Genomic DNA, 26,547 nt, shown 5'->3' on the forward strand with positions numbered 1-26,547 from the left:
AATCCAAACAATCCAAAGCCTATCCGGAGCCCCCATGGACCGTTTCGACGCAATGCAGGCCTTTGCCAGAGTGGTGGAGGCCGGCAGCTTCACCAAGGCGGCCGAGACCCTGCACATGAGCAAGACCACCGTCACGCAACTGGTCCAGCAGTTGGAGGCGAGGCTGCGAGTGAAGCTGCTGAACCGCACCACGCGCAAAGTCAACGTCACGGCCGACGGCGCGGTCTACTACGAGCGCGTCATCCGGTTGCTCGCCGACATGGACGACGCGGAGACCCACTTGCCCGGTGCGTCGGGGCTACCGAAGGGGCGTTTGCGCATAGACGTTCCCAGCCCGCTGGCCCGCATGATTCTGGTGCCCGCGCTACCGGCGTTCCATGCGAAGTATCCGGACATTCAATTCGATATGGGCGTGAGCGATCGCATCGTGGACCTGATCGATGAGAACGTGGACTGTGTCGTGCGCGGGGGCGAGCCAATCGATCAGTCGCTCGCGGCACGACATGTCGGCGACCTGCGGCTTGCGGTTTATGCTGCACCGAGCTACCTGAAACAGGCTGGCACGCCTACGCATCCGAAGGCATTGGAAGACGCGCGGCACCACGTCGTCGGTTTTCGCTGGGCGCGCACCGGCAAGCTCTTCCCGTACACCATGCATCGGGCGGACGAGCGCGTTGACGTGCAGGGCCACTACATCCTGGCGGTGGACGACGGGAACGCCTACCTCGCCGCCGGACTCGCCGGTCTCGGGGCACTCTGGCTACCGGACTACATGGCCAAGCCACACGTGTCGAGTGGCGAACTGGTACCCCTGTTTGAGGACTGGCAACTCCACCCGCTGCCGATGTACGTCGCGTATCCGCCGAACCGATACGTCAGCGCCCGCCTGCGCGTGTTCATCGACTGGGTGGTCGAACTCATGGCACGGCATGCACCGATCGCAGAACGGATCAAGGCTCGCGATGCGAAGGCGACCGATCGCGATAGCGTCGGGACAAACCCGAGGCCGCGCTGAGGACGCGCATGCCAACGTCACGCCGGACGGGCTTAAGCAGGCGCCGCAGTGCTAACCCCGATCGACCTCGGTGCAAATTGGGGTAGCGCGTTGCAAATGACTGACTACACTTCCTAAGTGCAGACGACGCGCTGAAACCGCGAAAGACGGTTCGTTATGCGAAGGTCGTGTGCGAAGGTCAAATGGGGCTGATGACGTAGCGTTTCCATTCCTTCACGGGAGGCATGTCCATGACGTGCCTAGGCAAATGGATGATCGGCGCATGTGTCCTCACGCTGAGCGGCGTGGCGATCGCTGATGGCGCCAATTCGAACTCATCCGAACAGATGATACTGGCCAATATTGGCCCAGCACCGCTCCCCATCAACGTACCGCCCCCCACCCCGCCGGTGTCTGTCGCTGTGGTTCCTGCCGTTCCCGTCACGTTGTATCCGTTCGGCCGCGAAGGTCTTGACACGACCGCCCGGCCCGACGACAACGCGCTTCTCTACACCCGCATCGAAGCGATCAACAGCGCCACGCTGATCGGCGAGAACCAGCATATGGGCTGGGTCGACACGTCGACCGAAAAGCCAGCGGTGCAACCTGCGCGAAGCTATCTGACCATCGGTCCATCCGTGACGCCGCGACTGTCTCTCGTGCAATGGGACAACGCCAACGACAAGCTCGGCTCCGATCCCAAACGCGGCCTATCGTTGAAGACCGACAACTGGTCCGTTTCGGCAACCGCCCGCGTACCGCTGCTGGGACAGCACAACATTGGTGCGACCGTGTACGTCAAACGCCGCTTCTGAACCCGCCTCCCGGCTCGGCTCGGGAGAGATGTGTGACCGGCGATAACGTGGCCACCCGGCCACGCATCGTGGTCGCACGGCTTATGCCGAACGGGTTACGCCGCCGGCTTCACCGCCGTGACGTCGATCTCGACGAGCCACTCCGGACGCGCCAGCGCCTGCACCACAATGCCCGTCGACACCGGGAACACCCCCTTGAGCCAGCGGCCCATCACGTTGTAGACGGTCTCGCGATAGCGCGGATCGACGATATACACCGTGACCTTGCAGATGTCCTCGAGTTGGCTGCCGCACTCGTCGAGCAGCATCGCCACATTTGCCATCGCCTTTTCGGTTTGCGCTGCAACATCGCCAATGCCCACGGACTCGCGCGTGTCGAGGTCCTGACCGATCTGTCCGCGCAAATAGATGGTATTGCCGGCGATCACCGCCTGACACAGGTCGTTGTCGAGCTTCTGTTCCGGATAGGTCTCGCGGGTGTTGAACTTTCGGATTCGGGTATGCGTCATGATGTTTCGGTATTAGCGTTGTGATGCGGGCGAAGCGCGCATTCAATGGGTCAGGATCTTCGAAAGAAAGCGTTTGGCGGCGGCACTGGCGGCGTCGTTGAAGAACGCATCGGTCGGACCGTCTTCGACGATGGCGCCGTCCTCCATGAACACCACGCGGTGGGCCACACGTCGCGCGAAACCCATCTCGTGCGTGACCACCATCATGGTCATGCCTTCCCGGGCGAGTTCCACCATCACGTCGAGCACTTCGTTGACCATCTCCGGGTCAAGCGCCGATGTCGGTTCGTCGAACAACATCGCCATCGGGTCCATCGACAATGCGCGGGCGATGGCGACGCGTTGCTGCTGGCCGCCCGAAAGCTGGCCCGGATACTTGTGCGCATGCGCCGACAGGCCGACACGATCGAGCAGCGCGCGCGCCTTGACGCGCGCCGCGTCGGCGTTCCTGCCCAACACGATCTGCTGGGCCAGCGTGAGGTTGCGCGTGATATCCAGATGCGGGAACAACTCGAAATGCTGAAAGACCATGCCGACCTTGCTGCGCAGCTTCGGCAGATTCGTCGTTGTGGCCGTGAGCGACGTCCCTGCCACGATGACGTCGCCCTTCTGAAACGGCTCCAATGCATTAACGGTCTTGATCAGCGTCGACTTGCCCGAGCCGGACGGTCCGCAGACCACCACGATCTCCCCCTTGCCGACATGCGTCGAACACTGCTTGAGCACGTGGTGTGTGCCGTACCACTTATCGACATCGCGGATTTCGATAATGGGTTGTGCGGTGCTCATTTGTCGAAGTACCCCGCACGAATCGACGCGCCGATCAGATTGAGAATGAGACGGCCGGCGGTCACGCACGAGATCAGGTTGGCGTCGTCCTTCTCGGGCTGAATCTCCACGATATCCATACCGACCACGCGCCCCTTGCGCACCAGCCCGTGAATCAGCTTGCGCGCCTGCACGAAGGTCACACCGCCCGGCGCCGGACCCGCCACGGCGGGCATCGTCGACGGATCGAGTCCGTCCGCATCGATAGTGAGGTAGTAGTTGCCGCCATCCGGGATGCGCGCAAGTACGGCGTCCATGCCGATGTCGTGCAGCTCGTACGCCGTCACCAGATCGGCGCCATAGGCACGCGCCGCGACGAGTTCTTCGTAACGGCCGCTGCCCTGCGCGCGCAGGCCGATCTGCACAATGCGATCGACGTGCGCCATCTCCGAGGCGCGGCGAATCGGGCTCGACAGCCCTTCGCGAACGCCGTTCACTTCGTCGCGCCAATCCAGGTGCGCATCGATATGCACGAGCGTAATCGGCCCCTTCTGATCCAGGCCTCGCAACACCGGCGTGGTGATGCCGTGATCGCCGCCAAGCACGATGGGCATTGCGCCACCGGCCACAATGCGCCGTACCGCCGCTTCGGCGCGGGCGTAATGCTCGCCCGGCCGGGTCAGGTCCGGGATGATGTCGCCGCAGTCGACAAAGCGAATATCCGTACGCCCCTGAAGCAGTGGGCCGTCGATGTCGAAGTCGTAATGGTCCGGACGGCGCGCCACGCGGTCCGTGGCCTGACGAATCGCGGACGGCGCGTTCGTCTGGTCGTTGCTGAAGTCCGACGGGGCGTAGGGCGCGCCATAAGGCATGCCCAGCACGGCGATGTCGGCCTTGAGATTGTCGATGTCGAGATCCAGCGCCGAGTACAGCAGGGTCGGATGCCCGATACGCGGTGCAACGGTATAAGTCGTCATGAGAGGGTCCTTTGGTGGGAGTCAGGGGGTCGTCAGGCGTGCCGGGTACGTCGCCCGACAACGGTTTCCAGACGTCGCCCCACGCCGGCCAGCAAAACGCTGCTGACCCAGTAGATCAATGCCGTCGTGCCGAGCACTTCGACGTATGCGAAGGTATTGGCTGTGAGCAGATTGCTCTGATAGGTCATCTCAGGCAGGCTCATCACCGAGAAGATGGCGGAGTCCTTGAACATCATGATCACGAGGCTGGTCGTCGGCGGAATCAGAAAGCCGAACAACTGCGGCGCGACGATGTGACGCTGGGTCTGCCAGTAAGTCATACCGAGCGAGAGTGCGGCGTGCGTCTGCCCGCGCGCCACGCTGCGCAGCGCCGCCCGCAGAATTTCGCAGAAATAACCGCCTGTGTAGAACGCCGTGCAGCCCACCGCGACCGCCATGGCCGACGCACTCACGCCGAGCTTGGGGAGTCCGAAGAACGATAGATAAACGAGGATCAGGTACGGGATGTTGCGCACCAACTCGACGTAACCCAGCGCGATAGGCCGCAAGACCGAGCGCGACTGCGCCGAATAGGCGGCGGCGACACCGATCGCGATACCGAGCGGAATGCCGATCACGCTCACGAGTGCCGTGACACGCAGGCCTTCGAGCAAGACGGGAATCGCTTCCCGGACGATGGAGACATCAATGGCCATGGGGCAGCATCCTCGAGACCCGGCGCTCGCACACACGCGATGCGGCCGAGATGCAGAACAGCAGGACGAAATACACGGCGGCGGTAATGGCGAACACTTGCAACGGCAGGTCGGTCTGCAACGTAGCATTGCGTGCGACGGTCGCCAACTCCGGTACGGCGATGATCGACATCAGCGACGACGCCTTGAGCAAGATCGTGAACTCGCTGGTGAGCGGCGGAATCGCCCGGTAGATGACCTGCGGCAACAACACGTGCCTCCAGACCTGCGAGGTTCGCATGCCCATCGCGTAAGCCGCCGCCCGTTGTCCGGACGAGATCGTGCCGAGTGCGCCGCGCAGAATCTCGACAATGTAGGCGCTGGTGTTGCACGCAAGCGCCGCGACCCCGGCCGTGATGGGCGAGATCGAAATGTCGAGCAGTGCCGGCACCATGTAGTACGCGATCAGCATGTGAATCAGTGCCGGCGTACCCCGGATCAGGCTCACCCACAACACGACGAGCGCGCGCAACGGCGCAAACGGCGAAATGCGTGCGAGCAGCAGCACGATGCCCAGCGCCAGACCAATGACAAAGGCGCCAGCCGAAGCGGCCAGCGTGATCGCCGTTCCGGACACCACACCTTCGAGAAACGGCGCGATCACGCCGCCCATACCGAGCCGGTCGAACATGGCGCCGGCCGTCAAATGGCGCCTTGCGGGAGATAGTTCTCGCGCGGCGTCTCCATCGGGCCGCCGAACCACTTCTTCTGCAGCGCCGCCAGCTTGCCGCTGGCACGGAATTCATCCAGCGAATCGTTGATGAATTTGCGGATCTCGAGATCGTTGGGATTGGCAACCCACGCCAGCAACTTCGGCTGTCCGATGGTGCTGGCGATGCGGAACACGTTAGGCTGCTTGCGCATCTGAACGGCCGCGATGTTCGACGGCATCAACGCCACATCGATGGTCTTGTTGGCCAGGGCGTTCGAAACGTCGGGATACGCCTGGAACAATCGCGTGCCCGCATAGCCTTTGCCCGTCTTTTCCTTCAATTCCTTCTCGAATTCATCTGCCACCGGCTGCGACGACGAGCCCATCTGCGTGCCGATGGTCTTGCCCGCAATGTCCATGTCCTGCTTGATCGCAACGTCGTCGGCGCGCACCATCAGGACTGAGCGCACGACACCCACCGGCTGGCTGAAGGCGAATCGCTTGGCGCGCTCCGGCGTAATGCCGACGCTCGTCGCAACGAAGTCGAACTTGTGCGACATCAAGCCGGGCAGCAGCCCCTGGAACGGCAGGTTCATCTGCTCGAGCTTCACGCCGAGCTTCGCCGCCATCAATTCCAGCACGTCGTGTCCATACCCGACCACCTGACCGTTCTCCACGAACTCGAACGGCTCGTAGGCCGCTTCCGTACCGACCGTCAGCTTGCCCCGCTTCTTGATGTCGGCGAGGGTACCGCCTTCGGCGTAGGCGAGCGTCGGCAGTGCCGGAAGCGCCAATGCGGCGCCGGATGCAAGCGTCGCCTTCACAAAGGATCGTCTGGACCAGGTCTTCATAGCTTGCCTCTCGCGTCGTGTGGGTGTCGAATGGGTCTGGTGCATCGGTGTGATGCGCCTGTGCAACCCAATGTATGCGGGCAAAAAGATCATGAAAAATGATTTTTTTATTGGTATGGTTTCAAAAAACGAAACCTTTTGAGACGAGCCATCCGCAACGGTTTGGGCGGTTCGTGTGGGAGTTAACCCTTGGCGAATCGTGACTTCAGCGAACGCGACCTGCGCTCGTTACGCATCTTCTGCGCGGTGGCGCAGGCCAGCGGCTTTGCGGCGGCAGAGAAGCAGTTGAACATGTCGAAGGCCTCAATCAGCCGGCACATCCGGGAGGTCGAGGAGACGTTGGGCACACGCCTTTGCGAACGCGGGCCGTCCGGATTCGTGCTGACACATGCGGGCAAGGTCGCGCTGGAGCTGGCGCGCGACGCACTGAAATCTCTGGAGCGAATTCGTCCCGAAATCGACGCGGTGCGAGGGGTACTGTCGGGCACACTGTCCATCGGTATGGTGGAGAACATCGTGTCCGACGTGGGCTGCCATATTCCCGAGGCGCTGGCAGCGCTCAAGGCGCGGGCCCCCGACGTGAAGGTCGAGCTGACCGTCATGACGTTCAACGAACTCGACCTCGCCTTGCGCGAGCGCCGGGTACAGATCGCGATTCGCGGCATGTACCGGCGCGAAGCCGGGTTTCACTACCAGCCGCTGTTCATCGAGCGTCATCAGTTGTACGTCGCGCGGCATCGGATCAAGGATGCGTCGACGTTACCGCTCGTGTATCGCACCCAGCCGTTCGTCCATGAAGCGCTGCACTCGCTGGGGTTGACGCGCGGGCCAACGGCGTCGGGACTGGAAGCGGTGGCCATGCTGGTGCTGTCCGGGCATTACGTCGGCCTGCTGCCGCAGTACTACGCGGCGTCGTTTCCGAAGCGCTACGCGCTCGCCCGGGTGCCGTCAGGCCCCGAGTATGAGAACTCGATCAGCGCCATCACCGAAGCCTCGCGCCCGAGAACGCGTGCGCTTGAGTTGTTTCTCGATCTACTCGCCCAGTTTCATACGAAGGTCTGACGGCCCCATCTGGCACGCGCCGGGCCTCGTGAGGACCTCACGACCACAAGGCCCGGCACTAAGCAAAGCAAAATCCATCGTTTGGGCCGACACCCCCAAGGCTTCTAGAATGGACGCGTCGTTCTTTCTCTGTTGGGAGCTGTCGTGTCTAGTCGTTCTGCCTCAGGCGCGCTAATCGCCGCCATTGTCGCCACCGCCGCCTTCCCCTGCCCTGCCTCCATCGCGCTGCCCCGTCGTCGGCGCACGGGAGGTCGGGCATGAGCCAGCTTCCCGCACCGGTGCTCGATCACGTTGTCATCAACGTCAAAGGCGAACTCGACGCCTCGGTGGACATCTACCGCCGTCTGGGCTTCGCCCTGACCGAGCGAGGCCACCATTCGCTCGGCACCAGCAATCATCTGGCGATCTTCGGGGAAAACTACCTCGAACTCCTCGGCTACGAGGCGGGCAAGTCGACGGCACGCCCAGACGTCACCCAAGCCCCTCTAGGTCTGACCGGGCTTGTGTTCAAGACGCAAGACTCGCACGGGCTGTTCGCCGGATTGCAGGCGCGCGGCGTCGGCGTAGAAACGCCCGCCGAATTCTTCCGCCCGGTGCGGTTGCCGGACGGCACCACGCAAGACGCCCGATTCCGGACGGTGCGTCTGGCCAGCGAACTCGTTCGCAACGGCCGCACCTTCTTCTGCCATCACTTCACCCCCGAGCACGTCTGGCGCGACGAATGGCGCGACCATCCGAACGGCGTGACCGACATCGTCGGCTTCGTGATCGCATCGCCGAACCCGGCGGTCACCGCCGCGCTTTACGACCGTGTCTTCGGCCCCGGCGTACTCTCGGCCACCGGTACGCTGGGCTATTCGTTCACGGCCGGCCGCGCACGTGTGCACTTCGTTACGCCCGCCGAGGCCGAGCAACGCTTCGGTAAGGTCGAGACGACCGACGACGGCAGCGAGCGCAACGTCGCCCTTATCCTGCGCACCCGTTCCCTCGCCCAGACCCAAGCCACGCTGCGAGAAAACGGCGTGCCGTGGACCATACTTCAGGACGGCGCCATCCTCGTGGCCGCTGCGGACGGCTTTCACGTGGCGCTCCAATTTGTCGAAGGGGATGACGCATGAGCGGACAACCGACCTGGTGGCAGGCGTTCGGCGTCGACTATGCTGATGCCCGCCAGCGCTTTCGTGCTGCTGCCGACCACGCAGGGGCCAGCCTGAGCACTTATGTTCACCCCGACGCCAAAGCCCCTGACGGCAGCGAACTGAGTATCGACGTCGCCCGGCTCGGTCCGGCTCACGCACCGCATCAACTGCTCGCCATCAGCGGCACGCACGGCCTCGAAGGCGGGGCTGGTTCTGCCGTGCAGACTGCATGGCTGGCACACGCCGCCAAGACCTTGCCCGCCGATGTCGCCGTGACCTTCGTGCATGCGCTCAATCCCTACGGTTTCGCGCACGCCACGCGCACCACCGAGCACAACGTCGATCTGAACCGCAACTTCATCGACCACGACCGGGCGCATCCGGCCAACGTTCACTACGCGTCGCTGCACGATCATCTGATCCCGGCCGAATGGACGACCGACGGTCTTGCCCAAAGCGCACTCGCCATCGACGCGTTCCGCAGCGAACACGGACCGGATGCGCTGTTCAATACGTTGGCAAGCGGCCAGTACACGCACGCCGATGGCCTCATCTACGGTGGACGCGCACGCGAATGGTCGAACGTCACGTTGCAGACCATCGTCGAGCGCGACCTGTCGCAAGCACAGCGTATCGGCCTGATCGACTGGCATACGGGCATCGGCGAGTACGGCGAACCGTTCTTCCTGTGTTTCAACGCCGAGGCCAGCTACGCGCAGCGCGAAGCCGCACGCTGGTGGGGCGCGCAGCGGGTGCTCGATCAACGGCCGCACGGCCTGCGCCGTCCCGACTACCAGGGGCTGGTGTTCCGTGGCGTCGAGCAGTTCGCGCAGGGGCGGCCGGTCATCGGCGCCGTGGTGGAATTCGGCACGCGAGGGTCGAACGCCAGCATTGCGAACCGTCTCGACCAATGGCTGCGCTCGCGCGCCAAGGCGCATCCCGACGCCGTGCGTGACCGCCAGTTGCGCGCCGACGTGCTCGATGCCTTCGTGCCCATCTCGTCCGTCTGGCGCAACAGCGTGCTCACGCACGGCTTGCAGATCACGGCGCAAGCATTGCAAGGACTTGCCACGGCGGCGTGAGCCGCATGAACGGCGTTAGCAGCGTTAGCGGCTAGCCGCACAACGCCCCAACCCACCCGTTTTTCAACTTGGATCGGCGACTGCCCGAGGGCGTCGCTCACCCTGAATTCGACTCTCGACTCAACATGAAAGCCATCGTATTGCGTGAACACGGCGACAACGACCGTCTGAAACTGGAAACCGACTTTCCCGATCCCGTTGCGGGCGAAGGCGAAGTGGTGCTGCGCGTGCGCGCGTCCTCGCTGAACTATCACGACGTGTTTACCCGCCGCGGCATGCCCGGCATCAAGCTGCCGTTCCCGGTCATCATCGGGCTGGACGTCGCGGGTGAAATCGCGAGCATCGGTCCCGGCGTGCAGGGCTGGTCGGTCGGCGATCGGGTGTTGGTCGATCCGATCAATCGTGTGACGGGTGGCCTCGTTGGCGAGACGACCCACGGCGGTCTGGCCGAACGGTGCCGCGTGCCCGAGCATCAACTCGTTCGTTTGCCCGACGGCGTATCGTTCGACGACGCCGCCGCGCTGCCTGTCGCCTACGGCACGGCGCTGCGCATGATGCATCGCATCGGTCAGGTCAAAGCCGGCGAGCGCGTGCTGATTCTCGGCGCGAGCGGCGGTGTGGGCGTATGCGCGGTGCAGCTCGCGAAGCTTGCAGGTGCCGAAGTCATCGCCTGTGCCGGGTCGCGCGAGAAGGGCGAACGCCTGCGCGAACTGGGCGCCGACGACATCATCTACTACACCGAGGAAGACTTCGTCGAGGTGGTGCGGGCGCGCTACGGCAAAGCGGCGCGCCGACGCGGGGCAGCAGTCAATGGCGGCGTCGACGTCGTTGTGAACTTCACCGGCGGCGACACCTGGACACGCTCGCTGCGCACGCTGCGTCAGGGCGGCCGCGTGCTGACCTGCGGCGCCACCGCGGGCTTCGATCCGAAGGAAGACCTGCGCTTCATCTGGACGTTCGAGTTGCAGATTCGCGGCTCGAACGGCTGGGAACGCGAAGACCTCCACGAACTGCTCGAACTGGTCGCCAGCGGCAAGCTGCGCGTGCTGATCGACAAGAAGTGGCCGCTGGAAGCAGGTGCGCAAGCCCTCGCCTCGCTGGAAAACCGCCAGATCGTCGGCAAGGTACTGGTGGGCGCATGAGCACGGCGACGACGACCCTGTCCGTCGAACAGGTACAGCAAGCCTTCGACAACTCGACCTTCATCGCCTGGCTCGGCATGCGCGTCACGGCGCTCGATCACGATGCCCAGACCATCGACGTCCATATCCCGTTTCAGGCCGCGTTCGAGCGCGGCGCCGGCACGCGTCAATGGCACGGTGGACCGCTCGCGGCCGTCATCGACACGGTCGGCGACTTCGCCGTGGGCATGCTCGTCGGACGCGGTCTGCCGACGGTCAATTTCCGCGTCGACTACCTGCGCCCGGCCATCGACACCGATCTGCGCGCCGTGGCCCGAGTGCGCCGTCTCGGCAAGAGCATCGGTGTAGCTGACGTCGACCTGTTCAACGCACAGGGCGCGCTGGTCGCCATCGGCCGCGCGAGCTACGCCACGTTGCCGCCCGCCTGAGACACGCGCGCGCGGCAACGATCACCGCTTTGAGTATCGAAGGCGCCGGCGGGAACGCACGGGCGCCGCGTTTTCCGGAGTTCATCATGCGTAATCCCCGGGGCCTTTCCCGACGTCAGTTCCTTTATCGCAGCGCCAGCGGTGCGCTGGCAGCCACCTCAGCCACCTTTGCGGGCACCGCGGGTTGGCTCGTCTCGCCTACCCAGGCGATAGCTGCGGATGCCGCGCCGCGTCGCGGCGGCACGCTCGTGGCGAGTTGGGGCGGACTGGAACCGCAGGCGCTCTTCGTGCCGGGCGGTGGCGGCTCCAGCCCGTTCATGACATCGACGAAGATTCTCGAGCGGCTGCTGAAGATCGACGAGAAGCTCGCGTTCCAGCCGGTGCTTGCCACGGACGTGCGGGCGTCGAGCGACTTCAAAACGTACACCGTCACGCTGCGCAAGAACGTGCAGTGGCACGACGGCAAGCCCTTCACGGCCGACGACGTCGTCTACAACGTGCAGGAGCACTGGAAGCCGATTGCCGCAGGTGTTGCACTCAAAGCGCTCAAGCGCGTGAGCGCGCCGGACGCGCACACCGTCAAGCTGGAATTCTCCACGCCGGTGCCGGAGTTCTTCTTCAAGTCGATTCTCGCCGGGCAGTATCAGGTGTTGGTGCCGAAGCATCTGTATGCCGGCAAAGACATCATTACGAACCCCCTGAACAACGCGCCCATCGGCACGGGCCCCTGGAAGTATGGCCAGTGGGTGCGGGGCAGCCACGTCGCGTACGCGCGCAACGAACAATACTGGAACGCCGCACAACCGTACCCCGACAAACTCATCATTCGCTGGTGGAGCGATCCGGCATCGCGCTCGGCCGCGCTCGAGACCGGTGAGCTGGGTGTCGCGTTTTCCAATCCGGTGCCAGCGCGCGACATCGACCGGCTCGTGAAGACGGGCAAGATCGCGGTGGAAACGAAGGGCTACGAGAATGCCGCGTGGACAGTGACGGTCGAGTTCAATCAGCGACGCGAACACGTCAAGCGGCGCGAAGTGCGTCAGGCGATTCTGCACGCCATCGACCGCAAGTTCATCATCGACACGATCTACTTCGGTCGCGGCAAGCCGGCCGTCTCGCCCATTTTCCGCAGCAACCCGCTGTTCTTCACCGACGACGTGCCTAAGTACCCGTTCGACCCCGCGAAGGCCAACGCACTGCTCGACGCCGCCGGTCTGCCACGCAAGAACGGCTCGCGCTTCTCGATCAATCTGGTGGCCGCCGCGTGGTTCGAAGAGAACGCCAAGCTCGGCCAGTATCTGAAGCAGGCGCTACAGGACGTCGGCATTACCGTGAAACTCGACTCGCTCGACCGCGCTACGTCGCTCAAGCGCATCTACAGCGATTACGACTACGACATCGCCGTGTCGAACTTCACCGCACCGCTTGAGCTGGTGCCGGTAGTCACGCAGCTTTATACGACGGACGGCATCGTCAAGGGCGCCGCTTTCCGCAATGCCACCGGGTATTCGAATCCGGCGATGGATACGCTCGTCGACCGTCTTACCGTCGAGACCGACAACACGAAGCGGCAGAAGCTCGCGCACGACTTTGCGCGTCTGGCCGCGACCGATGTGCCACTCGTGCCGCTGGTCGAGATGGAATCGTTCACGCTCTCGCGCACCAACGTGCGGCGTGCGACGACCAGCGCCAACGTGCAGGGCGACGCGCTGGCCGACGTCTGGCTCGCCTCGTGAGGAGACCGCTGTCATGGTGACGCGCTTGCTCTTGCGCCGAGTCGTGCAGGCGATTCCGCTGCTGCTCGGTGTGATCGTCATGAACTTCTGCCTGATCCAGTCGGTGCCGGGCACGCTGCTCGACGTCATGACCGCCGAACAGCAGGTCACGGACCCCGCGCTGATCGAACGTCTGCGCGTGACCTACGGCATGGACAAGCCGCTGTGGCAGCAACTGCTCCACTACATCGATGCGGTGGCGCATCTCGATCTCGGCTACTCGTATCGCCACAACCTGCCGGTGTTCGACGTCATCATGGCGCATCTTCCCGCCACGCTGGTGTTGATGTTGGCGAGCCTCGCCATCGCCGTGATCGTCGGCGTGACGGCTGGCGTCGTCGCTGCCGTCAACGTGAACACGTGGCGCGACACACTCGTGTCGGTCGCCGCCGTCGTGTGTTTCGCGGCCCCCAGCTTCTGGCTGGGGATCATGCTCATCATCCTGTTCTCGGTAAAGCTCGGCTGGTTTCCCGTAGGCGGCATGACGACCATCGGCATGGACTACGGCACGGGGGCCGCCGGCGCGTGGCACGCCTCGCTCGACGTGCTGCATCACCTTGCGCTGCCCGCGCTGACCCTCGGCCTGTTCTATGCCGCCACGTATGCACGCGTCATGCGCGCGTCGATGCTCGAAGTCGCTCGCCAGGATCACGTGCGCACCGCGCAGGCGAAAGGTCTCACGCGCCGCGCCGTGATTACCCGGCACATGGTGCGCAACGCGATGCTGCCGGTCATTACTCTGCTGGGGCTGCAACTGGGCACCGTGCTGGGGGGCAGCATCGTCGTGGAGGCCGTGTTCAGTTGGCCCGGCATCGGCGGGGTGCTCTTCGACAGCGTGATGAGCCGCAACTATCCCGTGGTGCTGGGACTGCTCGTGCTCAGCTCGGCGCTGGTCATCGTCGCGAACATCGCGGTGGATCTCGTCTACACACGGCTCGATCCTCGCATTCGCACGCACGCCTCTTGAATTTCCGCAGTGCTTTACCGTAACGAACCGGGCTGTCCCATGACGTCTTCCGCCGAACCCGCACACGACACACGCACTACGGGCGCATCGTCCGCCACGCTCGCCCTGCATCGTCCGTCACGGCGAAGGGCCGGCTTCTGGCGGCAATTCGCCCGCCACGGCGGCGCACTCGCGGGGGCGTTGTTGCTCGCCGTCGTTGTCTTCGTCGCGCTGTGCGCCGGATGGTGGTATCCGGGCGATCCGCTGCGCATCGTCGCTGCGCCCGAAATCTGGCCTTTCGAGCAATGGCAATACCCGCTCGGCACCGACGCGCTCGGCCGCGACATCGCTGCCATGCTCGTGCACGGTGCGCGCGCCACACTCGCCATCGGCCTCGTCGCGAGCGTGGCCGCTACCGTCATCGGTGTGTCCATCGGCGCCATCGCAGCCTGGTGGGGTGGCTGGATCGACGAAGTGCTCATGCGTCTGACCGAGTTGTTCCAGATCGTGCCGAATGTTGTCTTCGTATTGACGGTGGTCGCCATTCTCGGCCCGCACATCGAGAACACGATCATCGCCGTGGCGCTGGTGTCGTGGCCCGCCATCGCCCGCCTCACGCGCGCCGAATGTTTGTCGTTCAAGTCGCGCGAGTTCGCGCAGGCATGCCGCACCGTCGGACTCTCGCCGTGGCGCATCGCGCTGCGGGAGGTGTTGCCGAATGCGCTGCCGCCGGTACTGGTGATGGGCACGCTCGTGGTCGCAGGCGCGATTCTCTACGAATCGGTGGTGTCGTTTCTCGGACTAGGCGACCCGAACGTGGCGAGCTGGGGCCGGCAGATCGGCGAAGGCCGTACGCTGATCCGCTCGTCCTGGTACCTGTGTGCCGAACCGGGCCTCGCCATCATGCTCGCCGTTCTCGCGCTCAATCTCGTGGGCGACGGCCTGAACGACGCTCTGAACCCCGCGCTGCGAAAGCGCTGATTGCGCCTCCCGCGCCGGCCCCCATGTCCCTTTTTTTGCGCTTCCGATTCCTATGACTCACCGCTGGCATAACCTCGGCGATCTCGTCGACCGAACCCTCAACCTCGACTCGACGGCGATCATCGACCTTCGGGACGATCGTCAACCGCGTCACTACACGCACGCCGAGATCGATCGGCTGGCAGGCGGCGTCGCCACTGCGCTGCGCGCGCGCGGCCTGCCCGACGGCGCGCATGTGGCCATCGCATCGCTTAACCGCGCCGAATATCTGATCGCCTATTTCGGCATCATGCGGGCCGGGTACGTGGCCGTGCCGGTCAATATCAAACAATCGCGCGAGATTCTCGACTACGTGATCGACGATGCCGGTATCTCGCTCGCCTTTGTCGACGGTGCACGTCACGATGCGCTTGCCTCGCGCGTGCCGGTCATCGACTTCGACGACGACGGCCCCGAGGGCTTCGCTGCGCAGATTCCGCCGGCCGGCTTCGACTCGGTACGTCCCTCGCACGACGACGTCGCCCAAATGCTCTACACGTCCGGCTCGACCGGCAAGCCTAAGGGTGTGCCGCTCACGCATGCGGGGCAACTCTGGGCACTGGGCGCCACTTACATGCGCCCCGAAAACGCGGTGGATGAGCGCTATCTGCTTGCGCAACCGCTGTTTCATATGAATGGCCTTTTCATGGCGAAGCGCGCGTTTGCGGCGAACGGCACGCTCGTCATCCTGCCGTCGTTTGACGTGGCGTCGTATGTCGACGCGCTGGAACGCTATCGGATCACGGTGCTGACCGCCGTGCCGACGATGTTCGCCCGCCTCGTCAAAGATCCCCAGACGCTCGCCGGACGCGACGTGTCCGCTCTCAAACGCGTGATGCTCGGCTCCGCGCCGATGAGCGCTGCGTTGCTCGACCGGATTCAGGCCGCGTTCCCACATACGCACATCCACCATGGTTACGGCACGACGGAAGCCGGGCCGAGCATCTTCGGCCCGCACCCTGACGGCATTGCGCTGCCGCCGCTCGCGCTCGGCTACCCGCTCTCGCCAGACGCCGTGAAGCTCGTCGACGGCCCCGATGCGACTCAGGGCGTGCTGTGCATGCGCAACCCGGCGGTCATGCGCGGTTATCACCGTCTGCCGGAGAAATCGGCGCAGGTGCTCGACGACGGCTGGTACTACAGCGGCGACGTGATGCGGCGCGACGCCAACGGCTTCTTCTATTTCGTCGGGCGCGCCGACGACATGTTTGTTTGCGCGGGCGAGAACATCTATCCGGTGGAAGTCGAAAAGTTGCTCGAAGCGCACCCGGAAGTGCGGCAGGCCAGCGTCGTGCCGCTACCCGACGAGGAGCGCGCCGCCGTGCCCGTCGCCTTCGTGGTGCGTCAGTCGGGCAGCACGCTGAGCGTGGAAGCTCTCAGGCAACACGCGCTCGCCAACGGCCCCGCGTATCAGCACCCGCGCCGCGTGGCCTTCGTGGCCGAACTGCCGTGGGCGGGCACCAACAAGGTCGATCGCCACGCCCTGCTGCAACAGGCCCGCACGCTCGAAGCCTCTCGTGGATGGAGTGACGACCGTGACAACAACCTCGCACTTTCCGGAGCCCTCGCGTCATGAGTCTTCTGCCCGATACCACCGATCCGATCCGTCTCGACGGCAAGGTCGCGCTTGTGAGCGGCGCGAGCCGCGGCATCGGACGCGCCATCGCCACGGCACTCGCCGCTCGCGGTGCGACCGTCGGCGTGCATTACAACGCGGCGGCGAGCGACGCCGAGACACTCGTCGCACAACTGCGCGCGAGCGGTGCCCGTGCGTTTGCCGTACAAGCGGACCTGGCGTCTGTCGGCGGCGCGCTCGCACTGGTGGAGCGTTTCGCCGATACGCTGGCCGCCCATGACCTGCCCCCGCAGTTCGACATCCTCGTGAACAACGCCGGTGTGGGATTGCGCTCGCGCATCGATGGCGTGACGCCTGACGTCTTCGACCGCGTGCTGCAAGTCAACCTCAAGTCGCCCTTCTTTCTGATCCAGCACGCGCTGCGTCATCTGCGCGACGGCGGTCGCATCATCAACATTTCCTCGATGGGGACTCGCGCGGCTTACCCGGAGATGAGCGTCTATGCGCCTGCGAAAGCCGGCCTTGAAGCCCTCACGCTGCTGCTCGCCGCCGATCTCGGTGCACGAGGCATCACAGTCAATGCGGTGCTGCCGGGCGCCACGGCCACCGATCTGAACAAGCGCGCGAGCGATCCCGTCGCGCGCGAGGCCATTGCGCAGACCGTCGCATTGGGACGCGTTGGCGAGCCGCGCGACATCGCCGACATCGTGGCATTTCTCGCCAGCGATGCCGGCCGCTGGATCACCGGTCAATCCCTCGACGCGAGCGGCGGTCAGCGCCTCTGAGCGCCACGCTGCTTCGCTACCCGTTGCGAACCTTACGGACAGCCCACCATGACCACTCTGCTCGACGTCGAACATCTCACCCTCGACCTGCCGCCCAATGCAGATCGCCCGCAGGCACTGCGCGACGTCTCGTTCTCGCTCGCGCGCGGGGAGATTCTGTGTATGGTCGGGGAAAGCGGTTCGGGGAAATCGATGACCGCCAGCGCCTTGCTCGGCTTGCTGCCTTCAGGTGTGCAAGTCAGCGCGGGGCGGATCGCATGGGAGGGCGAAGGCAATCTTCTGACACTGGCCGAAGCCGAGCGCCGCCGCTGGCGCGGCGCGCGCATCGGCATGATCTTTCAGGAGCCGATGACCGCGCTCAATCCGCTGCGCACCATCGGCGACCAGATCGCCGAGGTGTATCGCACGCACACTCGCCTGCCGGGCAGCGCCATTCGCGCCCGCACGCTGGCGTGGCTCGACGCCGTGCACATTGCGTCGCCCTCGGAAGCCGCGAAGCGCTATCCGCACGAACTCTCCGGCGGTCAGCGTCAGCGCGCCATGATCGCGATGGCCCTCGCACTGGAACCCGAACTCCTGATCGCAGACGAGCCGACCACAGCGCTCGACGTCACCACGCAGGCGCAGATTCTCACCCTCATCCGCGAGCTTCAGCAACGCAAGGGCACCGGCGTACTATTCATTACGCACGACTTCGGTGTGGTGGCGGAAATCGCCGATCGCGTCGCGGTCATGCGGCATGGCGAGATCGTCGAGCAAGGTGCCGCAGATGCCGTCCTCACGCACCCCTCCCATGCCTACACACGTGCCTTGATCGCGGCGGTGCCTGCGTTGCCTTCCCCCTCGGGGCCGGTGAGTGCCACCACGACCCAACGGGACGACGGCACGCCACCCGTATTGCGCATCGAGCAGGTGCATAAGACTTACGCAAAGCATGGCTGGCTCGGCAAGAGGAAGCAGGCAGAGGCAGCGGCGTTGCGCGATGTCAGTCTCGAAGTGGGCAATGGCAAGACATTGGGGATCGTCGGCGAAAGCGGTTCGGGCAAATCGACGCTGGCACGCTCGATTCTCCGGTTGATGACGCCCGACGCGGGTCGCATCCTCTATCGCGACACCGATCTGGCCTCGACTGCGCTCGACGCCGGCGCGCGTCGTACGGCGCTCGATATCCAGATGGTGTTTCAGGACCCGTTCAGTTCGCTCAATCCGCGTCGCCGGGTCGGAGACATCGTCACGCAGGGACCGATTGCGCGCGGCGAACCGGCGCGCGTGGCGCACGAGCATGCGCTCGAACTGTTCGAACTCGTGGGCTTGAGCGCCGACGCGCTCGATCGCTTCCCCCATGAATTCTCGGGCGGCCAACGGCAGCGCATCGGGCTGGCACGTGCGCTGGCGATGCGTCCGAGAGTGCTGGTGGCGGATGAGCCGGTCTCTGCGCTCGACGTCTCGGTTCAGGCGCAGGTGCTGCGGCTGCTCGCCCGTCTGAAGGCAGAGCTGGGGTTGTCGATGATCTTCATCACGCACGACTTGCGCATCGCAGCGCAACTGTGCGACTCGCTCGCCGTCATGAAGTCGGGCAGCGTGGTCGAGTATGGCGACACTGCGGCGATTTTCCGCGCGCCGTCGCATCCTTATACGCGCACCCTGCTCGACGCCATTCCGGGCCGACGGCGGGAGCAAAGCGTACCGGCCGGCACGCGCTCCGCCGCATAAGGCGAATAGGGTGGGCGTACGGCCTGCCTATCGGCGAAGATCGGCAATCGAAAAGTACGGCAGCCAGGTGCCCGATGTCGAGAGACTGGCGAAAACCTGATCCTTGGTCTGCTGAAGAAAGGTCTCGATATGCTGCCGTGCGAGCGCTTCCGCGCGAGCGGCGTCACCCGTCACGAAGGCCGAGATGATGGCCCGGTGATCGTGCTCGATACGCGGGCGGATGCCCTGCACGCCGAAGCCGAGCGAGACAAGGCGCGCCATGTCGTCCATCAGCGCGGCCAGCGTGCGATAGAGCCGCGCATTTCCGCTCGCGGCGGCAATCGTCAGATGAAACTTCCGGTTGGTGTGCAGAAACCACTCGATCTGATGACCGATGGGTTCGTGGACGTGAGGCGCCTCGCAGGCGTCGTCCAGACGCTGGAGCAATTCGGTGTCCACGTTGCCGCAGGCGAGTCTTGCCGCCATCGGTTCGAGCTGTGCGCGCAAGGTGAAGATTTCCTCGACATCGGCCAGCGTGATCGGCGAGATGCGATACCCCTGTCGCGGAATTGCGCGCGCAAACCCCTCATGAACAAGCCTCACGAGCGCCACGCGGCAACTCGTGCGCGCGATGTCATAACGACGCATCAACTCGGCCTCGCTCACGATAGCGCCCGGCATGATGACGCAGGTCAGCACGTCATGCCGAATGCGTTCGTAAGCGTCGTCGCCGCGCGCTATCGCTGCGGTGTCATCGGTGTCGCGTGAGGCAGAGGGCATGGTGTCAGTACCCTCGCAGAGCGTCGTAGACGAATGGCAGCGGTGCGCCGCGCAGATGTGCACCCAGCACGTCGGCCACCTGACGTGCCCGCGCCGCATACGACACACTCGACGCGACGTGAGGGGTCACGAGAATTTTCGGGTGACGCCGCAACGCGTCGTCGGGCGGCAACGGCTCGATGTCGAACACGTCGACGACGGCCGAGCGCAGACGGCCGCTGTCGAGCGCGTCGATCAGCGCCTGCCGGTCGAGATGGGCCCCGCGCCCCACCTGAATCAGGCTGGCGCCAGCCGGCAGACGTGCAAACAGCTTGCGCCCGAGAATGCCTCGCGTCGCGAGCGTGTCGGGCAGCAGATTGACGAGAATATCGGTCTCGGCGAGCAAGGCGTCGAGTTGCGCCTGCCCGGCGAACACCCGCACATCGGCAAGCGCCTTCGGCGCACGCGCCCAGCCGCTGACCCGAAAACCATTGGCATGCAGACGGGTGGCGACGGCACGCCCCAGCTCCCCCAGACCGAGCACGCTCACACGCGTATCGCGGGCGAGGCGTCCGGTCAGCTCGTTGGCCCATCGGCCGTCTCGCTGCGCGGCAACGATGGCCGGCATGTCCCGCACGGCGGCCAGCGCGGCGAACGTCACGAAGTCGCTCATGCGCTCGCGTGTCTCCTGCGTCACCATCCGGACGATAGGGACGTCCGCCGGTAGCGCCGGGTCAGCAAGAATATGGTCGACGCCGGCGGCAGCGCTCAGGATCAGGCGCAGACGCGGATAGTGCGCAAGACGGCCATGCTCGGGCTGATAGACCAGCGCATACTTCACGCAGCGCGCATCGACGAACGGATCGTCCCATCCATATACGCGCAGGCCGGGCATCAGCCGCGCGAAATGGTGCTGCCACTCGGTCAGTGCGGCAGCGCCGCCCGACTTGATCAATAACGTATCGCCTTGCATGACTTCGGGAGGGGCGCCTCACGAAAAGGCGCGAGGCTTTGAGATATGCGGCCCCCGATCGTACCGGCCACGTGGTTCGCGTCTAAGCATTTCTTATCGAAATGCTTATGAATGCACCACAGAAATGCACACGACGTTCGCGCATAAGCCCACCGGCCCGCATGCGCCGTCGTGCATCCAAAAATATTTTTGCGGCTTTCAGAGGTCTTGGCCCGGCTATTGAAACGCCCCGGATGTTCGCGCAACCCGCCGTCCGGCGGGCACCATCACCATGCTGCGACGCAACAATCGACGCGATTATTTCAATATTCACAACAATCAATCCGGCATGCGGGCATTGTCGGCCCCCGCCGACACCCGCTATAGTGGCCCCGCCCCCGCGACGCGATAGTGGTTTGGTCATTCATATATGAAGTGCATATGAGGCAAACGCGACTCCGCGTCATGTTGCAAACGTAGTTATCAATGCGATACCCCATCGCCAGTAGAAATGAGAGACACAGCTACAGCCGAAGCCGCCATGGCCACCCAACCGCCCTCCCCGGAAGAAGTCCGCAAACGCGTGTTCGCGATTGTCGCGGCGTCGTCGGGCAATCTGGTCGAGTGGTTCGACTTTTACATCTATGCGTTCTGCGCGATCTACTTCGCCCCGGCGTTCTTCCCGAGTTCCGATCCCACCGCGCAGTTGCTCAATACGGCGGGGATTTTTGCGGCCGGCTTCCTGATGCGGCCTATCGGCGGCTGGATCTTCGGCCGGATCGCCGACCGCAACGGCCGCAAGAACTCAATGGTCATCTCGGTGACGATGATGTGCTTCGGCTCGCTGCTGATCGCGTCGCTTCCGACGTACGCCAGCATCGGCAACTGGGCTCCGGCGCTGCTGCTGCTCGCGCGTCTGCTGCAAGGCCTGTCGGTCGGTGGCGAGTACGGCACCACGGCGACGTACATGAGTGAAGTGGCGCTCAAGGGCCGTCGCGGCTTCTTCTCGTCGTTCCAGTACGTGACGCTCATCGGCGGTCAGCTCCTCGCCGTGCTCGTGGTCGTGATTCTCCAGCAACTGCTCGATGAGGCCGAACTCAAGGCCTGGGGCTGGCGCATTCCGTTCGTGGTCGGTGCGATCACGGCGGTCGTGGCCCTGATGCTGCGTCGTACGCTGCACGAGACGTCGACGAGTGCGAGCCGCAACAATCGCGACGCGGGCTCGATTGCCGGGCTGTTCCGCCATCACAAGGCGGCGTTCTTCACGGTGCTGGGCTACACCGCCGGCGGTTCGCTGATTTTCTACACTTTCACCACCTACATGCAGAAGTATCTGGTGAACACGGCCGGCATGCCGATCAAAACGGCCAGCTACATCATGACGGGCTGCCTGTTCGTCTACATGTGCATGCAGCCGATCTTCGGCATGCTGTCCGACAAGATTGGCCGCCGCAACAACATGCTGCTCTTCGGCGCACTCGGCGCGATTGCCACGGTGCCTATCCTCACGGCGCTCAAGACGGTGCAGAGCCCGACTGCGGCGTTTCTTCTGATCTGTCTGGCGCTCGCCATCGTGAGCTTCTATACGTCGATCAGCGGCATCGTGAAGGCGGAGATGTTCCCGATCGAAGTGCGGGCGCTGGGTGTTGGTCTGGCCTACGCGGTAGCCAACGCCATCTTCGGCGGTTCGGCCGAATATGTGGCGCTCGGCCTCAAGAAGGCCGGCATGGAGCCGACGTTCTACTGGTACGTGACCGGCATGATGATCGTGGCGTTCCTCGTGAGCCTGCGACTGCCGCGTCAGGCGAAGTACCTGCATCACGAGCATTGATCCCGATGGCCGGGGCGAGCGCCGCAGCGTCTCGCCTTCGCCATCTTCGCTTCACCTCGCGCGGGCACGCCCCACCGCCCGCGCGACGGCCCTGCGCTACCTCCCCCTCACCGTCTCACCGGCGCAAGCGCCGTTGCGCGAACTCAGGCGTCGTCGCCCGACGCCTGACGCGCACTCTGCCAGATGGCGTCGAGCACAGGGTGCGGCTGATGCCGGCGCCGGTAGAGCGCGATATCGAAGCCGATCTGCCAGTCCTTGCCGCCCACGATAGCAAGCGTGCCGCGGGCCACATCGTCTGCCACGAGCCGTTGCGGCAGCCACGCGATACCGGCGCCGCGTCGCGCCATCGCCAGAATGGCTTCGTAGGAGTCGGCCTGATAGACGGGCTTGAGCGTGGGCCGGTTCTGCATCTCGGCCAGATGACGGGCGAGCACCGCGCGCAACGTCAATGTGCGGGTGAACGCCAACCAGGGAATCGGTGACGGCCCGGCCGCCAGCCGATACTTCGCGCGGCCTTTGGCGTCGAGCGCACTCACCGGCACCAGGACCTCGCGCGCGACGCTCAGCCAGTCGTAGCGCTCCTGATCGATAAGCAACCGCGTGTGCGCGCTCGAATACACGATGAGCAGATCGGCCTCGCCGGCAGCGAGCCGCAGGATGGCCTCTTCCGCGCCGCTCGTGGAAAGCGTGGCCGTGAAGAAGCCGATGCGCGAAACCGTCTCGTCATACCAGTCGGGAAAGAACGTGGCCGCCAGCGTGCGGCCGGTCGCGATCTTCAGATTGTTTTCGAGCGTGGGCGCGGCGTCCTGCAATTGCGTGCGAGCGCTGTGAAGAATGTCGAGCGCGTTGGTGGCGGCGTCGAGAAACACCGTGCCGGCGGCGGTGAGTTCCAGCGGCTTGCTGCGCTCGACCAGTCGCGTGCCCACCCACGTCTCCAACGCTCGGATGCGTCGGCCGAACGCCGGGTGCGTGACGAAACGGTTCTCCGCCGCGCGCGTAAAACTGCGCGTGCGTGCGAGTTCGACAAAGTCTTCAAGCCATCGCAGTTGCATGCCGTTTCCTCACTGCCTGTTCGCGCCCACTTCCCGTGCGCGTCGCGTCGTCTTCACGTCCCGGCCGGACAGGCCGGCGCCTGTTGTGCTCAGGCCTTCGAGAGCGACTTGAGTGCGTGCTTGATACCGTCAGACACGCTCGTGCCGTCGGGCACGGACTTGACGGCGGCAAGCGCCTCCTTGTCGGAGTAACCCAACGCGAGCAACGCATTGACGACGTCGCTCTTGTGATCGTGCGGCGTCGCCGTGCCGGGCACCGTGCCGAGTTGCGCGCCCAGCTTGCCCTTGAGTTCGAGAAGCAGCCGTTCGGCCGTCTTCTTGCCGATGCCGGGAATCTTGGTCAGACGCCCCGACTCCTGCAACGTGACCGCCTGCGCGATGTCCGCCACGCTCATGCCCGAGAGAATGGCAAGCGCCGTCCGTGCGCCGACGCCGGAAATCTTGAGCAGTTCGCGGAAGGTATTGCGCTCGTCCGGCGAGCCGAAGCCGAAGAGCAGTTGCGCGTCTTCGCGCACGATGAATTGCGTGAGCAGCGTCACGCGCTCCCCCAGGTTCGGCAGGTTGAAGAACGTGCTCATCGGCACCGAGATTTCATAGCCCACGCCCTGGCAGTCGACCAGAATATGCGGCGGATTTTTTTCCAGCAAGGTGCCTGAGATGCGGCCGATCATTGATGCCCCGAGAGAGTGACTTCGACAGGCGGCAAGTGTAGCAAACGGCAGCCCGGCACTGGCGCCGGAGAATTCACCCTTCGCCGACGACGCCCGCAATCGCGTCGCCGGTCGAGCGCGTCGCCGCGCTGCGCAGGCATTCGAGTGCTGCCGCCACCGCCGCACGATTCGCGCCGTCGTCACGCCAGTACATCGAGATCGCGCCGAATCCGGCAAGTCGCAACGGCACGATGCGCAACGCGCCGAGCGCCTGCAAGCGGCTCGCCGTACGATGCGACGCCAGACCGATCATGTCGCTGTTGTTGAGCAACGTAAGGTTGAGAATCGTGGAGTTCGATTCGACGGTGTCGTTCGGCAGCGGATACCCGGCCTCCGCAAGCGCCGTCTCCAGCGCGTTGCGAATCGGTGTGCCGCGCGGCCAGACCACCCAGCGATAACGCTGCATGTCGGGCCAGTCCACCCGATCGAGCGTAAAGACAGGGTGGCGTGCCCGCGCGACGAAATGCAGCGGCTCGAGATACAGCGCCTCGGCGCGGACATTGCGGTCCTGTAATTCCGGGGCAGAGCGCCCGACGACAATGTCGATCTCGCTATGCGCGAGCTGATTCATCAGCCGGTCCATCGTGTTTTCGATCACCCGCGCCTGCACGCGCGGCATGCGTTGCAGGAGCAGCAACACCGCCAGCGGCACCGTGTCCGCCGACGATGCCCCCGACGTGCCGATCGCCACCAGCCCGCTGCCACCCTCGCGCATGGCGTCGAGATCGTCGCGCGCTGTGTCGAGTTGCGCTTCGATCCGCCGGGCATGTTCGATCAGGGCTTCCCCGTAGGCCGTCGGACGCAAACCGCGCGCCTGACGCTCGAACAACGGCAGGCCGATATCGTCCTCCAGATCCCTGAGCCACTTCGACAAACCGGGCTGCGTCGTATTGAGCAATGCCGCGGACTGGCTCATGTTGCCGGTCTCCGCGAGGGTCAGCAGCATCTGCAAATTGCGCAGACGCAGACGATGGGTCCAATCCATGCGCAGTCTCCGGGCACCCCTCAGGCACCCTCAAAATCGCCCTAGCCATACGTTTTTTCGTATGGATCCGATGATTTATTCATTTCAAAGAATATGTCTCGCCGAGTATAACGCTATCCATAGACCCGCAAGCCCCTGCTGGCTGAGCTTGTCCGACAAGCTGACCGGGCTCCCTACCGACACGGAGACACGCATGACCGAACGCGCCCCCAGCGCCGAGCGCGCTGCCTATTACGAGCACATCGGCCGCAATCACATGGCCCCGTTGTGGGAATCGCTGCACAGCCTCGTGCCGCCGCAGCCGCGCCCGCGCGTGGTACCCGCCATCTGGAAATACGACGAGGTGCGTCCGCTGGTGATGGAAGCGGGAAGCGTCATCAGTGCCGAAGAGGCCGTGCGCCGCGTGCTGATTCTGCAGAACCCGGGCACGCCGGGCTCGTCGAGCATCACCGGCTCGCTCTATGCCGGACTGCAACTGATTCTGCCGGGCGAGATCGCGCCGAGCCATCGTCACACCCAATCGGCCCTGCGTTTCATCGTGGAAGGCCGCGGCGCGTGGACGGCGGTGAACGGCGAGCGCACCACCATGCATCCGGGCGACTTCATCATCACGCCGTCATGGACGTGGCACGACCACGGCAACCCGGCGGACGGCGAGCCGGTCGTCTGGCTCGACGGCCTCGACATCCCGCTCGTGCAGTACTTTGATGCGGGCTTTGCCGAAAACTACCCCGAAGCGCAGCAGCCGGTGCAGCGCCCCGAGGGCGACAGCTTTGCGCGCTACGGATTCAACATGCTGCCGGTGCACCACAAGGTGAGCGATCCGACCTCACCGATCTTCAGCTATCCGTACGCCCGCTCGCGCGAAGCGCTCGACACGCTATATCGCAACGGCGAACTCGATCCGTGGGACGGCATCAAGCTGCGCTACGTCAACCCGGCGACCGGCGGCTGGCCGATGCCGACGATGGCGACGTTCATGCAATACCTGCCCGCCGGCTTCCAGGGCAAGACCTATCGCAGCACCGATGCGACGGTCTTCTCGGTGGTCGAAGGTCGCGGCACCGTGCGCATTGGCGACGAGGTGTTCCAGTTCGAGCCGCGCGATCATTTCGTCGTGCCGTCATGGGCGCCGGTGCAACTCGCCGCGCTCGAAGACGCCGTGCTGTTCAGCTACTCGGATCGCCCGGTACTCGCCGCCCTGAACCTGCTGCGCGAATCGCGCACCTGAGCCGGGCACGAACGCCCCCCTATACCGGCTGCGTGCCTCCGGCGTCTGACTGACCCGCGCACGTTGCCACCGTCTTTACC

The 26,547-nt window shown here is 64.5% G+C and carries 26 protein-coding genes; 15 read left to right on the forward strand and 11 right to left on the reverse strand.

Annotated features, from left to right (window positions below):
- The first annotated feature begins 34 nt into the window (after window positions 1–34).
- Both PCO31110_RS01760 and PCO31110_RS01765 read left to right on the forward strand, forming a co-directional pair.
- Window positions 35–1,015, forward strand: coding sequence for a LysR family transcriptional regulator (locus tag PCO31110_RS01760; protein ID WP_150689492.1), 981 nt, complete (start codon window positions 35–37; stop codon window positions 1,013–1,015).
- Between the two features lie 230 nt (window positions 1,016–1,245).
- Window positions 1,246–1,809 carry a hypothetical protein gene (locus PCO31110_RS01765; RefSeq protein ID WP_144265863.1) on the forward strand — a complete coding sequence of 188 codons (564 nt, stop codon included), beginning with the start codon at window positions 1,246–1,248 and terminating at the stop codon, window positions 1,807–1,809.
- A 95-nt stretch (window positions 1,810–1,904) separates the two neighbouring features.
- Here PCO31110_RS01765 and PCO31110_RS01770 read toward each other — a convergent pair whose 3' ends face one another.
- From PCO31110_RS01770 to PCO31110_RS01795, 6 genes are read right to left on the reverse strand one after another with little or no spacing between them, the layout of a single operon-like run.
- Window positions 1,905–2,318 carry a RidA family protein gene (locus PCO31110_RS01770; protein ID WP_010804909.1) on the reverse strand — a complete coding sequence of 138 codons (414 nt, stop codon included), beginning with the start codon at window positions 2,316–2,318 and terminating at the stop codon, window positions 1,905–1,907.
- Window positions 2,319–2,360: 42 nt separating this feature from the next.
- Complete coding sequence (locus PCO31110_RS01775; protein ID WP_144265892.1) at window positions 2,361–3,089, reverse strand: amino acid ABC transporter ATP-binding protein; 729 nt, start codon at window positions 3,087–3,089, stop codon at window positions 2,361–2,363.
- A 14-nt stretch (window positions 3,090–3,103) separates the two neighbouring features.
- Window positions 3,104–4,063, reverse strand: a complete 960-nt coding sequence (locus PCO31110_RS01780; RefSeq protein ID WP_010804907.1) for an agmatinase — start codon at window positions 4,061–4,063, stop codon at window positions 3,104–3,106.
- A 32-nt stretch (window positions 4,064–4,095) separates the two neighbouring features.
- Complete coding sequence (locus tag PCO31110_RS01785; protein WP_010804906.1) at window positions 4,096–4,758, reverse strand: amino acid ABC transporter permease; 663 nt, start codon at window positions 4,756–4,758, stop codon at window positions 4,096–4,098.
- The gene (locus tag PCO31110_RS01790) at window positions 4,748–5,428 is read right to left on the reverse strand and encodes an amino acid ABC transporter permease (RefSeq protein ID WP_150689493.1); all 681 of its coding nucleotides are present in this window, start codon (window positions 5,426–5,428) and stop codon (window positions 4,748–4,750) included. Before PCO31110_RS01790 ends, PCO31110_RS01785 begins: the two co-directional genes overlap by 11 nt.
- A gap of 11 nt (window positions 5,429–5,439) precedes the next feature.
- The gene (locus PCO31110_RS01795) at window positions 5,440–6,300 is read right to left on the reverse strand and encodes a substrate-binding domain-containing protein (protein ID WP_010804904.1); all 861 of its coding nucleotides are present in this window, start codon (window positions 6,298–6,300) and stop codon (window positions 5,440–5,442) included.
- Window positions 6,301–6,489: 189 nt separating this feature from the next.
- On the opposite strand from PCO31110_RS01795, the gene PCO31110_RS01800 reads away from it, so the two are divergent.
- The 11 genes from PCO31110_RS01800 to PCO31110_RS01850 all read left to right on the forward strand — a co-directional run bounded on the left by PCO31110_RS01800 (window position 6,490) and on the right by PCO31110_RS01850 (window position 18,968).
- Window positions 6,490–7,362 (forward strand): LysR family transcriptional regulator, encoded by an 873-nt coding sequence (locus PCO31110_RS01800; protein ID WP_010804903.1) that lies wholly within the window; start codon window positions 6,490–6,492, stop codon window positions 7,360–7,362.
- Between the two features lie 257 nt (window positions 7,363–7,619).
- On the forward strand, window positions 7,620–8,480 hold the full coding sequence (locus PCO31110_RS01805) for a VOC family protein (RefSeq protein ID WP_150689494.1): 861 nt from the start codon (window positions 7,620–7,622) through the stop codon (window positions 8,478–8,480).
- Window positions 8,477–9,583, forward strand: coding sequence for a M14 family metallopeptidase (locus tag PCO31110_RS01810; protein ID WP_150689495.1), 1,107 nt, complete (start codon window positions 8,477–8,479; stop codon window positions 9,581–9,583). Before PCO31110_RS01805 ends, PCO31110_RS01810 begins: the two co-directional genes overlap by 4 nt.
- A gap of 125 nt (window positions 9,584–9,708) precedes the next feature.
- Complete coding sequence (locus PCO31110_RS01815) at window positions 9,709–10,725, forward strand: quinone oxidoreductase family protein (protein ID WP_010804900.1); 1,017 nt, start codon at window positions 9,709–9,711, stop codon at window positions 10,723–10,725.
- Window positions 10,722–11,153 carry a PaaI family thioesterase gene (locus tag PCO31110_RS01820; protein ID WP_010804899.1) on the forward strand — a complete coding sequence of 144 codons (432 nt, stop codon included), beginning with the start codon at window positions 10,722–10,724 and terminating at the stop codon, window positions 11,151–11,153. Before PCO31110_RS01815 ends, PCO31110_RS01820 begins: the two co-directional genes overlap by 4 nt.
- Before the next feature lie 86 nt (window positions 11,154–11,239).
- Entirely contained in the window at window positions 11,240–12,889 is a 1,650-nt protein-coding gene (locus tag PCO31110_RS01825) for an ABC transporter substrate-binding protein (RefSeq protein WP_150689496.1), read from the forward strand.
- A 13-nt stretch (window positions 12,890–12,902) separates the two neighbouring features.
- Window positions 12,903–13,895, forward strand: coding sequence for an ABC transporter permease (locus tag PCO31110_RS01830; protein WP_010804897.1), 993 nt, complete (start codon window positions 12,903–12,905; stop codon window positions 13,893–13,895).
- Window positions 13,896–13,934: 39 nt separating this feature from the next.
- On the forward strand, window positions 13,935–14,855 hold the full coding sequence (locus PCO31110_RS01835) for an ABC transporter permease (RefSeq protein ID WP_010804896.1): 921 nt from the start codon (window positions 13,935–13,937) through the stop codon (window positions 14,853–14,855).
- Between the two features lie 52 nt (window positions 14,856–14,907).
- Window positions 14,908–16,470: a class I adenylate-forming enzyme family protein gene (locus PCO31110_RS01840; RefSeq protein ID WP_150689497.1), complete on the forward strand. Its 1,563-nt coding sequence runs from the start codon at window positions 14,908–14,910 to the stop codon at window positions 16,468–16,470.
- On the forward strand, window positions 16,467–17,255 hold the full coding sequence (locus PCO31110_RS01845) for an SDR family oxidoreductase (RefSeq protein WP_150689498.1): 789 nt from the start codon (window positions 16,467–16,469) through the stop codon (window positions 17,253–17,255). Before PCO31110_RS01840 ends, PCO31110_RS01845 begins: the two co-directional genes overlap by 4 nt.
- 48 nt (window positions 17,256–17,303) lie before the next feature.
- Entirely contained in the window at window positions 17,304–18,968 is a 1,665-nt protein-coding gene (locus PCO31110_RS01850; protein WP_150689499.1) for an ABC transporter ATP-binding protein, read from the forward strand.
- Window positions 18,969–18,995: 27 nt separating this feature from the next.
- Here PCO31110_RS01850 and PCO31110_RS01855 read toward each other — a convergent pair whose 3' ends face one another.
- Window positions 18,996–19,727, reverse strand: coding sequence for a GntR family transcriptional regulator (locus PCO31110_RS01855; RefSeq protein ID WP_010804892.1), 732 nt, complete (start codon window positions 19,725–19,727; stop codon window positions 18,996–18,998).
- A gap of 4 nt (window positions 19,728–19,731) precedes the next feature.
- Window positions 19,732–20,679, reverse strand: coding sequence for a 2-hydroxyacid dehydrogenase (locus PCO31110_RS01860; protein ID WP_010804891.1), 948 nt, complete (start codon window positions 20,677–20,679; stop codon window positions 19,732–19,734).
- Between the two features lie 520 nt (window positions 20,680–21,199).
- Between PCO31110_RS01860 and PCO31110_RS01865 the strand changes: the two genes are divergently transcribed.
- Window positions 21,200–22,489: an MFS family transporter gene (locus tag PCO31110_RS01865; RefSeq protein WP_010804890.1), complete on the forward strand. Its 1,290-nt coding sequence runs from the start codon at window positions 21,200–21,202 to the stop codon at window positions 22,487–22,489.
- Between the two features lie 143 nt (window positions 22,490–22,632).
- On the opposite strand, the gene PCO31110_RS01870 is transcribed toward PCO31110_RS01865, so the two are convergent.
- The 3 genes from PCO31110_RS01870 to PCO31110_RS01880 form a co-directional block, all read right to left on the reverse strand.
- Window positions 22,633–23,541: a LysR family transcriptional regulator gene (locus PCO31110_RS01870; RefSeq protein WP_010804889.1), complete on the reverse strand. Its 909-nt coding sequence runs from the start codon at window positions 23,539–23,541 to the stop codon at window positions 22,633–22,635.
- Window positions 23,542–23,630: 89 nt separating this feature from the next.
- On the reverse strand, window positions 23,631–24,212 hold the full coding sequence (ruvA, locus tag PCO31110_RS01875) for a Holliday junction branch migration protein RuvA (RefSeq protein WP_150583279.1): 582 nt from the start codon (window positions 24,210–24,212) through the stop codon (window positions 23,631–23,633).
- 73 nt (window positions 24,213–24,285) lie between these two features.
- On the reverse strand, window positions 24,286–25,236 hold the full coding sequence (locus tag PCO31110_RS01880) for a LysR family transcriptional regulator (RefSeq protein ID WP_010804887.1): 951 nt from the start codon (window positions 25,234–25,236) through the stop codon (window positions 24,286–24,288).
- A 193-nt stretch (window positions 25,237–25,429) separates the two neighbouring features.
- Here PCO31110_RS01880 and gtdA point away from each other — a divergent pair, with 193 nt between their 5' ends.
- The gene (gene gtdA / locus PCO31110_RS01885; RefSeq protein ID WP_010804886.1) at window positions 25,430–26,467 is read left to right on the forward strand and encodes a gentisate 1,2-dioxygenase; all 1,038 of its coding nucleotides are present in this window, start codon (window positions 25,430–25,432) and stop codon (window positions 26,465–26,467) included.
- Window positions 26,468–26,547 lie beyond the last annotated feature (80 nt).

Origin of the sequence: Pandoraea communis (assembly GCF_902459745.1) — a bacterium.
GTDB classification, from domain to species: Bacteria; Pseudomonadota; Gammaproteobacteria; order Burkholderiales; family Burkholderiaceae; genus Pandoraea; species Pandoraea communis.

Bases quoted from the DNA above. Each gene is read 5' to 3' on its own strand.
- PCO31110_RS01760 (WP_150689492.1), top strand. From the start codon at position 35: ATGGACCGTTTCGACGCAATGCAGGCCTTTGCCAGAGTGGTGGAGGCC.
- PCO31110_RS01765 (WP_144265863.1), top strand. From the start codon at position 1,246: ATGACGTGCCTAGGCAAATGGATGATCGGCGCATGTGTCCTCACGCTG.
- PCO31110_RS01770 (WP_010804909.1), bottom strand. From the start codon at position 2,318: ATGACGCATACCCGAATCCGAAAGTTCAACACCCGCGAGACCTATCCG.
- PCO31110_RS01780 (WP_010804907.1), bottom strand. From the start codon at position 4,063: ATGACGACTTATACCGTTGCACCGCGTATCGGGCATCCGACCCTGCTG.
- PCO31110_RS01785 (WP_010804906.1), bottom strand. From the start codon at position 4,758: ATGGCCATTGATGTCTCCATCGTCCGGGAAGCGATTCCCGTCTTGCTC.
- PCO31110_RS01790 (WP_150689493.1), bottom strand. From the start codon at position 5,428: ATGTTCGACCGGCTCGGTATGGGCGGCGTGATCGCGCCGTTTCTCGAA.
- PCO31110_RS01795 (WP_010804904.1), bottom strand. From the start codon at position 6,300: ATGAAGACCTGGTCCAGACGATCCTTTGTGAAGGCGACGCTTGCATCC.
- PCO31110_RS01805 (WP_150689494.1), top strand. From the start codon at position 7,620: ATGAGCCAGCTTCCCGCACCGGTGCTCGATCACGTTGTCATCAACGTC.
- PCO31110_RS01810 (WP_150689495.1), top strand. From the start codon at position 8,477: ATGAGCGGACAACCGACCTGGTGGCAGGCGTTCGGCGTCGACTATGCT.
- PCO31110_RS01815 (WP_010804900.1), top strand. From the start codon at position 9,709: ATGAAAGCCATCGTATTGCGTGAACACGGCGACAACGACCGTCTGAAA.
- PCO31110_RS01820 (WP_010804899.1), top strand. From the start codon at position 10,722: ATGAGCACGGCGACGACGACCCTGTCCGTCGAACAGGTACAGCAAGCC.
- PCO31110_RS01825 (WP_150689496.1), top strand. From the start codon at position 11,240: ATGCGTAATCCCCGGGGCCTTTCCCGACGTCAGTTCCTTTATCGCAGC.
- PCO31110_RS01830 (WP_010804897.1), top strand. From the start codon at position 12,903: ATGGTGACGCGCTTGCTCTTGCGCCGAGTCGTGCAGGCGATTCCGCTG.
- PCO31110_RS01835 (WP_010804896.1), top strand. From the start codon at position 13,935: ATGACGTCTTCCGCCGAACCCGCACACGACACACGCACTACGGGCGCA.
- PCO31110_RS01840 (WP_150689497.1), top strand. From the start codon at position 14,908: ATGACTCACCGCTGGCATAACCTCGGCGATCTCGTCGACCGAACCCTC.
- PCO31110_RS01845 (WP_150689498.1), top strand. From the start codon at position 16,467: ATGAGTCTTCTGCCCGATACCACCGATCCGATCCGTCTCGACGGCAAG.
- PCO31110_RS01850 (WP_150689499.1), top strand. From the start codon at position 17,304: ATGACCACTCTGCTCGACGTCGAACATCTCACCCTCGACCTGCCGCCC.
- PCO31110_RS01855 (WP_010804892.1), bottom strand. From the start codon at position 19,727: ATGCCCTCTGCCTCACGCGACACCGATGACACCGCAGCGATAGCGCGC.
- PCO31110_RS01860 (WP_010804891.1), bottom strand. From the start codon at position 20,679: ATGCAAGGCGATACGTTATTGATCAAGTCGGGCGGCGCTGCCGCACTG.
- PCO31110_RS01865 (WP_010804890.1), top strand. From the start codon at position 21,200: ATGGCCACCCAACCGCCCTCCCCGGAAGAAGTCCGCAAACGCGTGTTC.
- PCO31110_RS01870 (WP_010804889.1), bottom strand. From the start codon at position 23,541: ATGCAACTGCGATGGCTTGAAGACTTTGTCGAACTCGCACGCACGCGC.
- ruvA (WP_150583279.1), bottom strand. From the start codon at position 24,212: ATGATCGGCCGCATCTCAGGCACCTTGCTGGAAAAAAATCCGCCGCAT.
- PCO31110_RS01880 (WP_010804887.1), bottom strand. From the start codon at position 25,236: ATGGATTGGACCCATCGTCTGCGTCTGCGCAATTTGCAGATGCTGCTG.
- gtdA (WP_010804886.1), top strand. From the start codon at position 25,430: ATGACCGAACGCGCCCCCAGCGCCGAGCGCGCTGCCTATTACGAGCAC.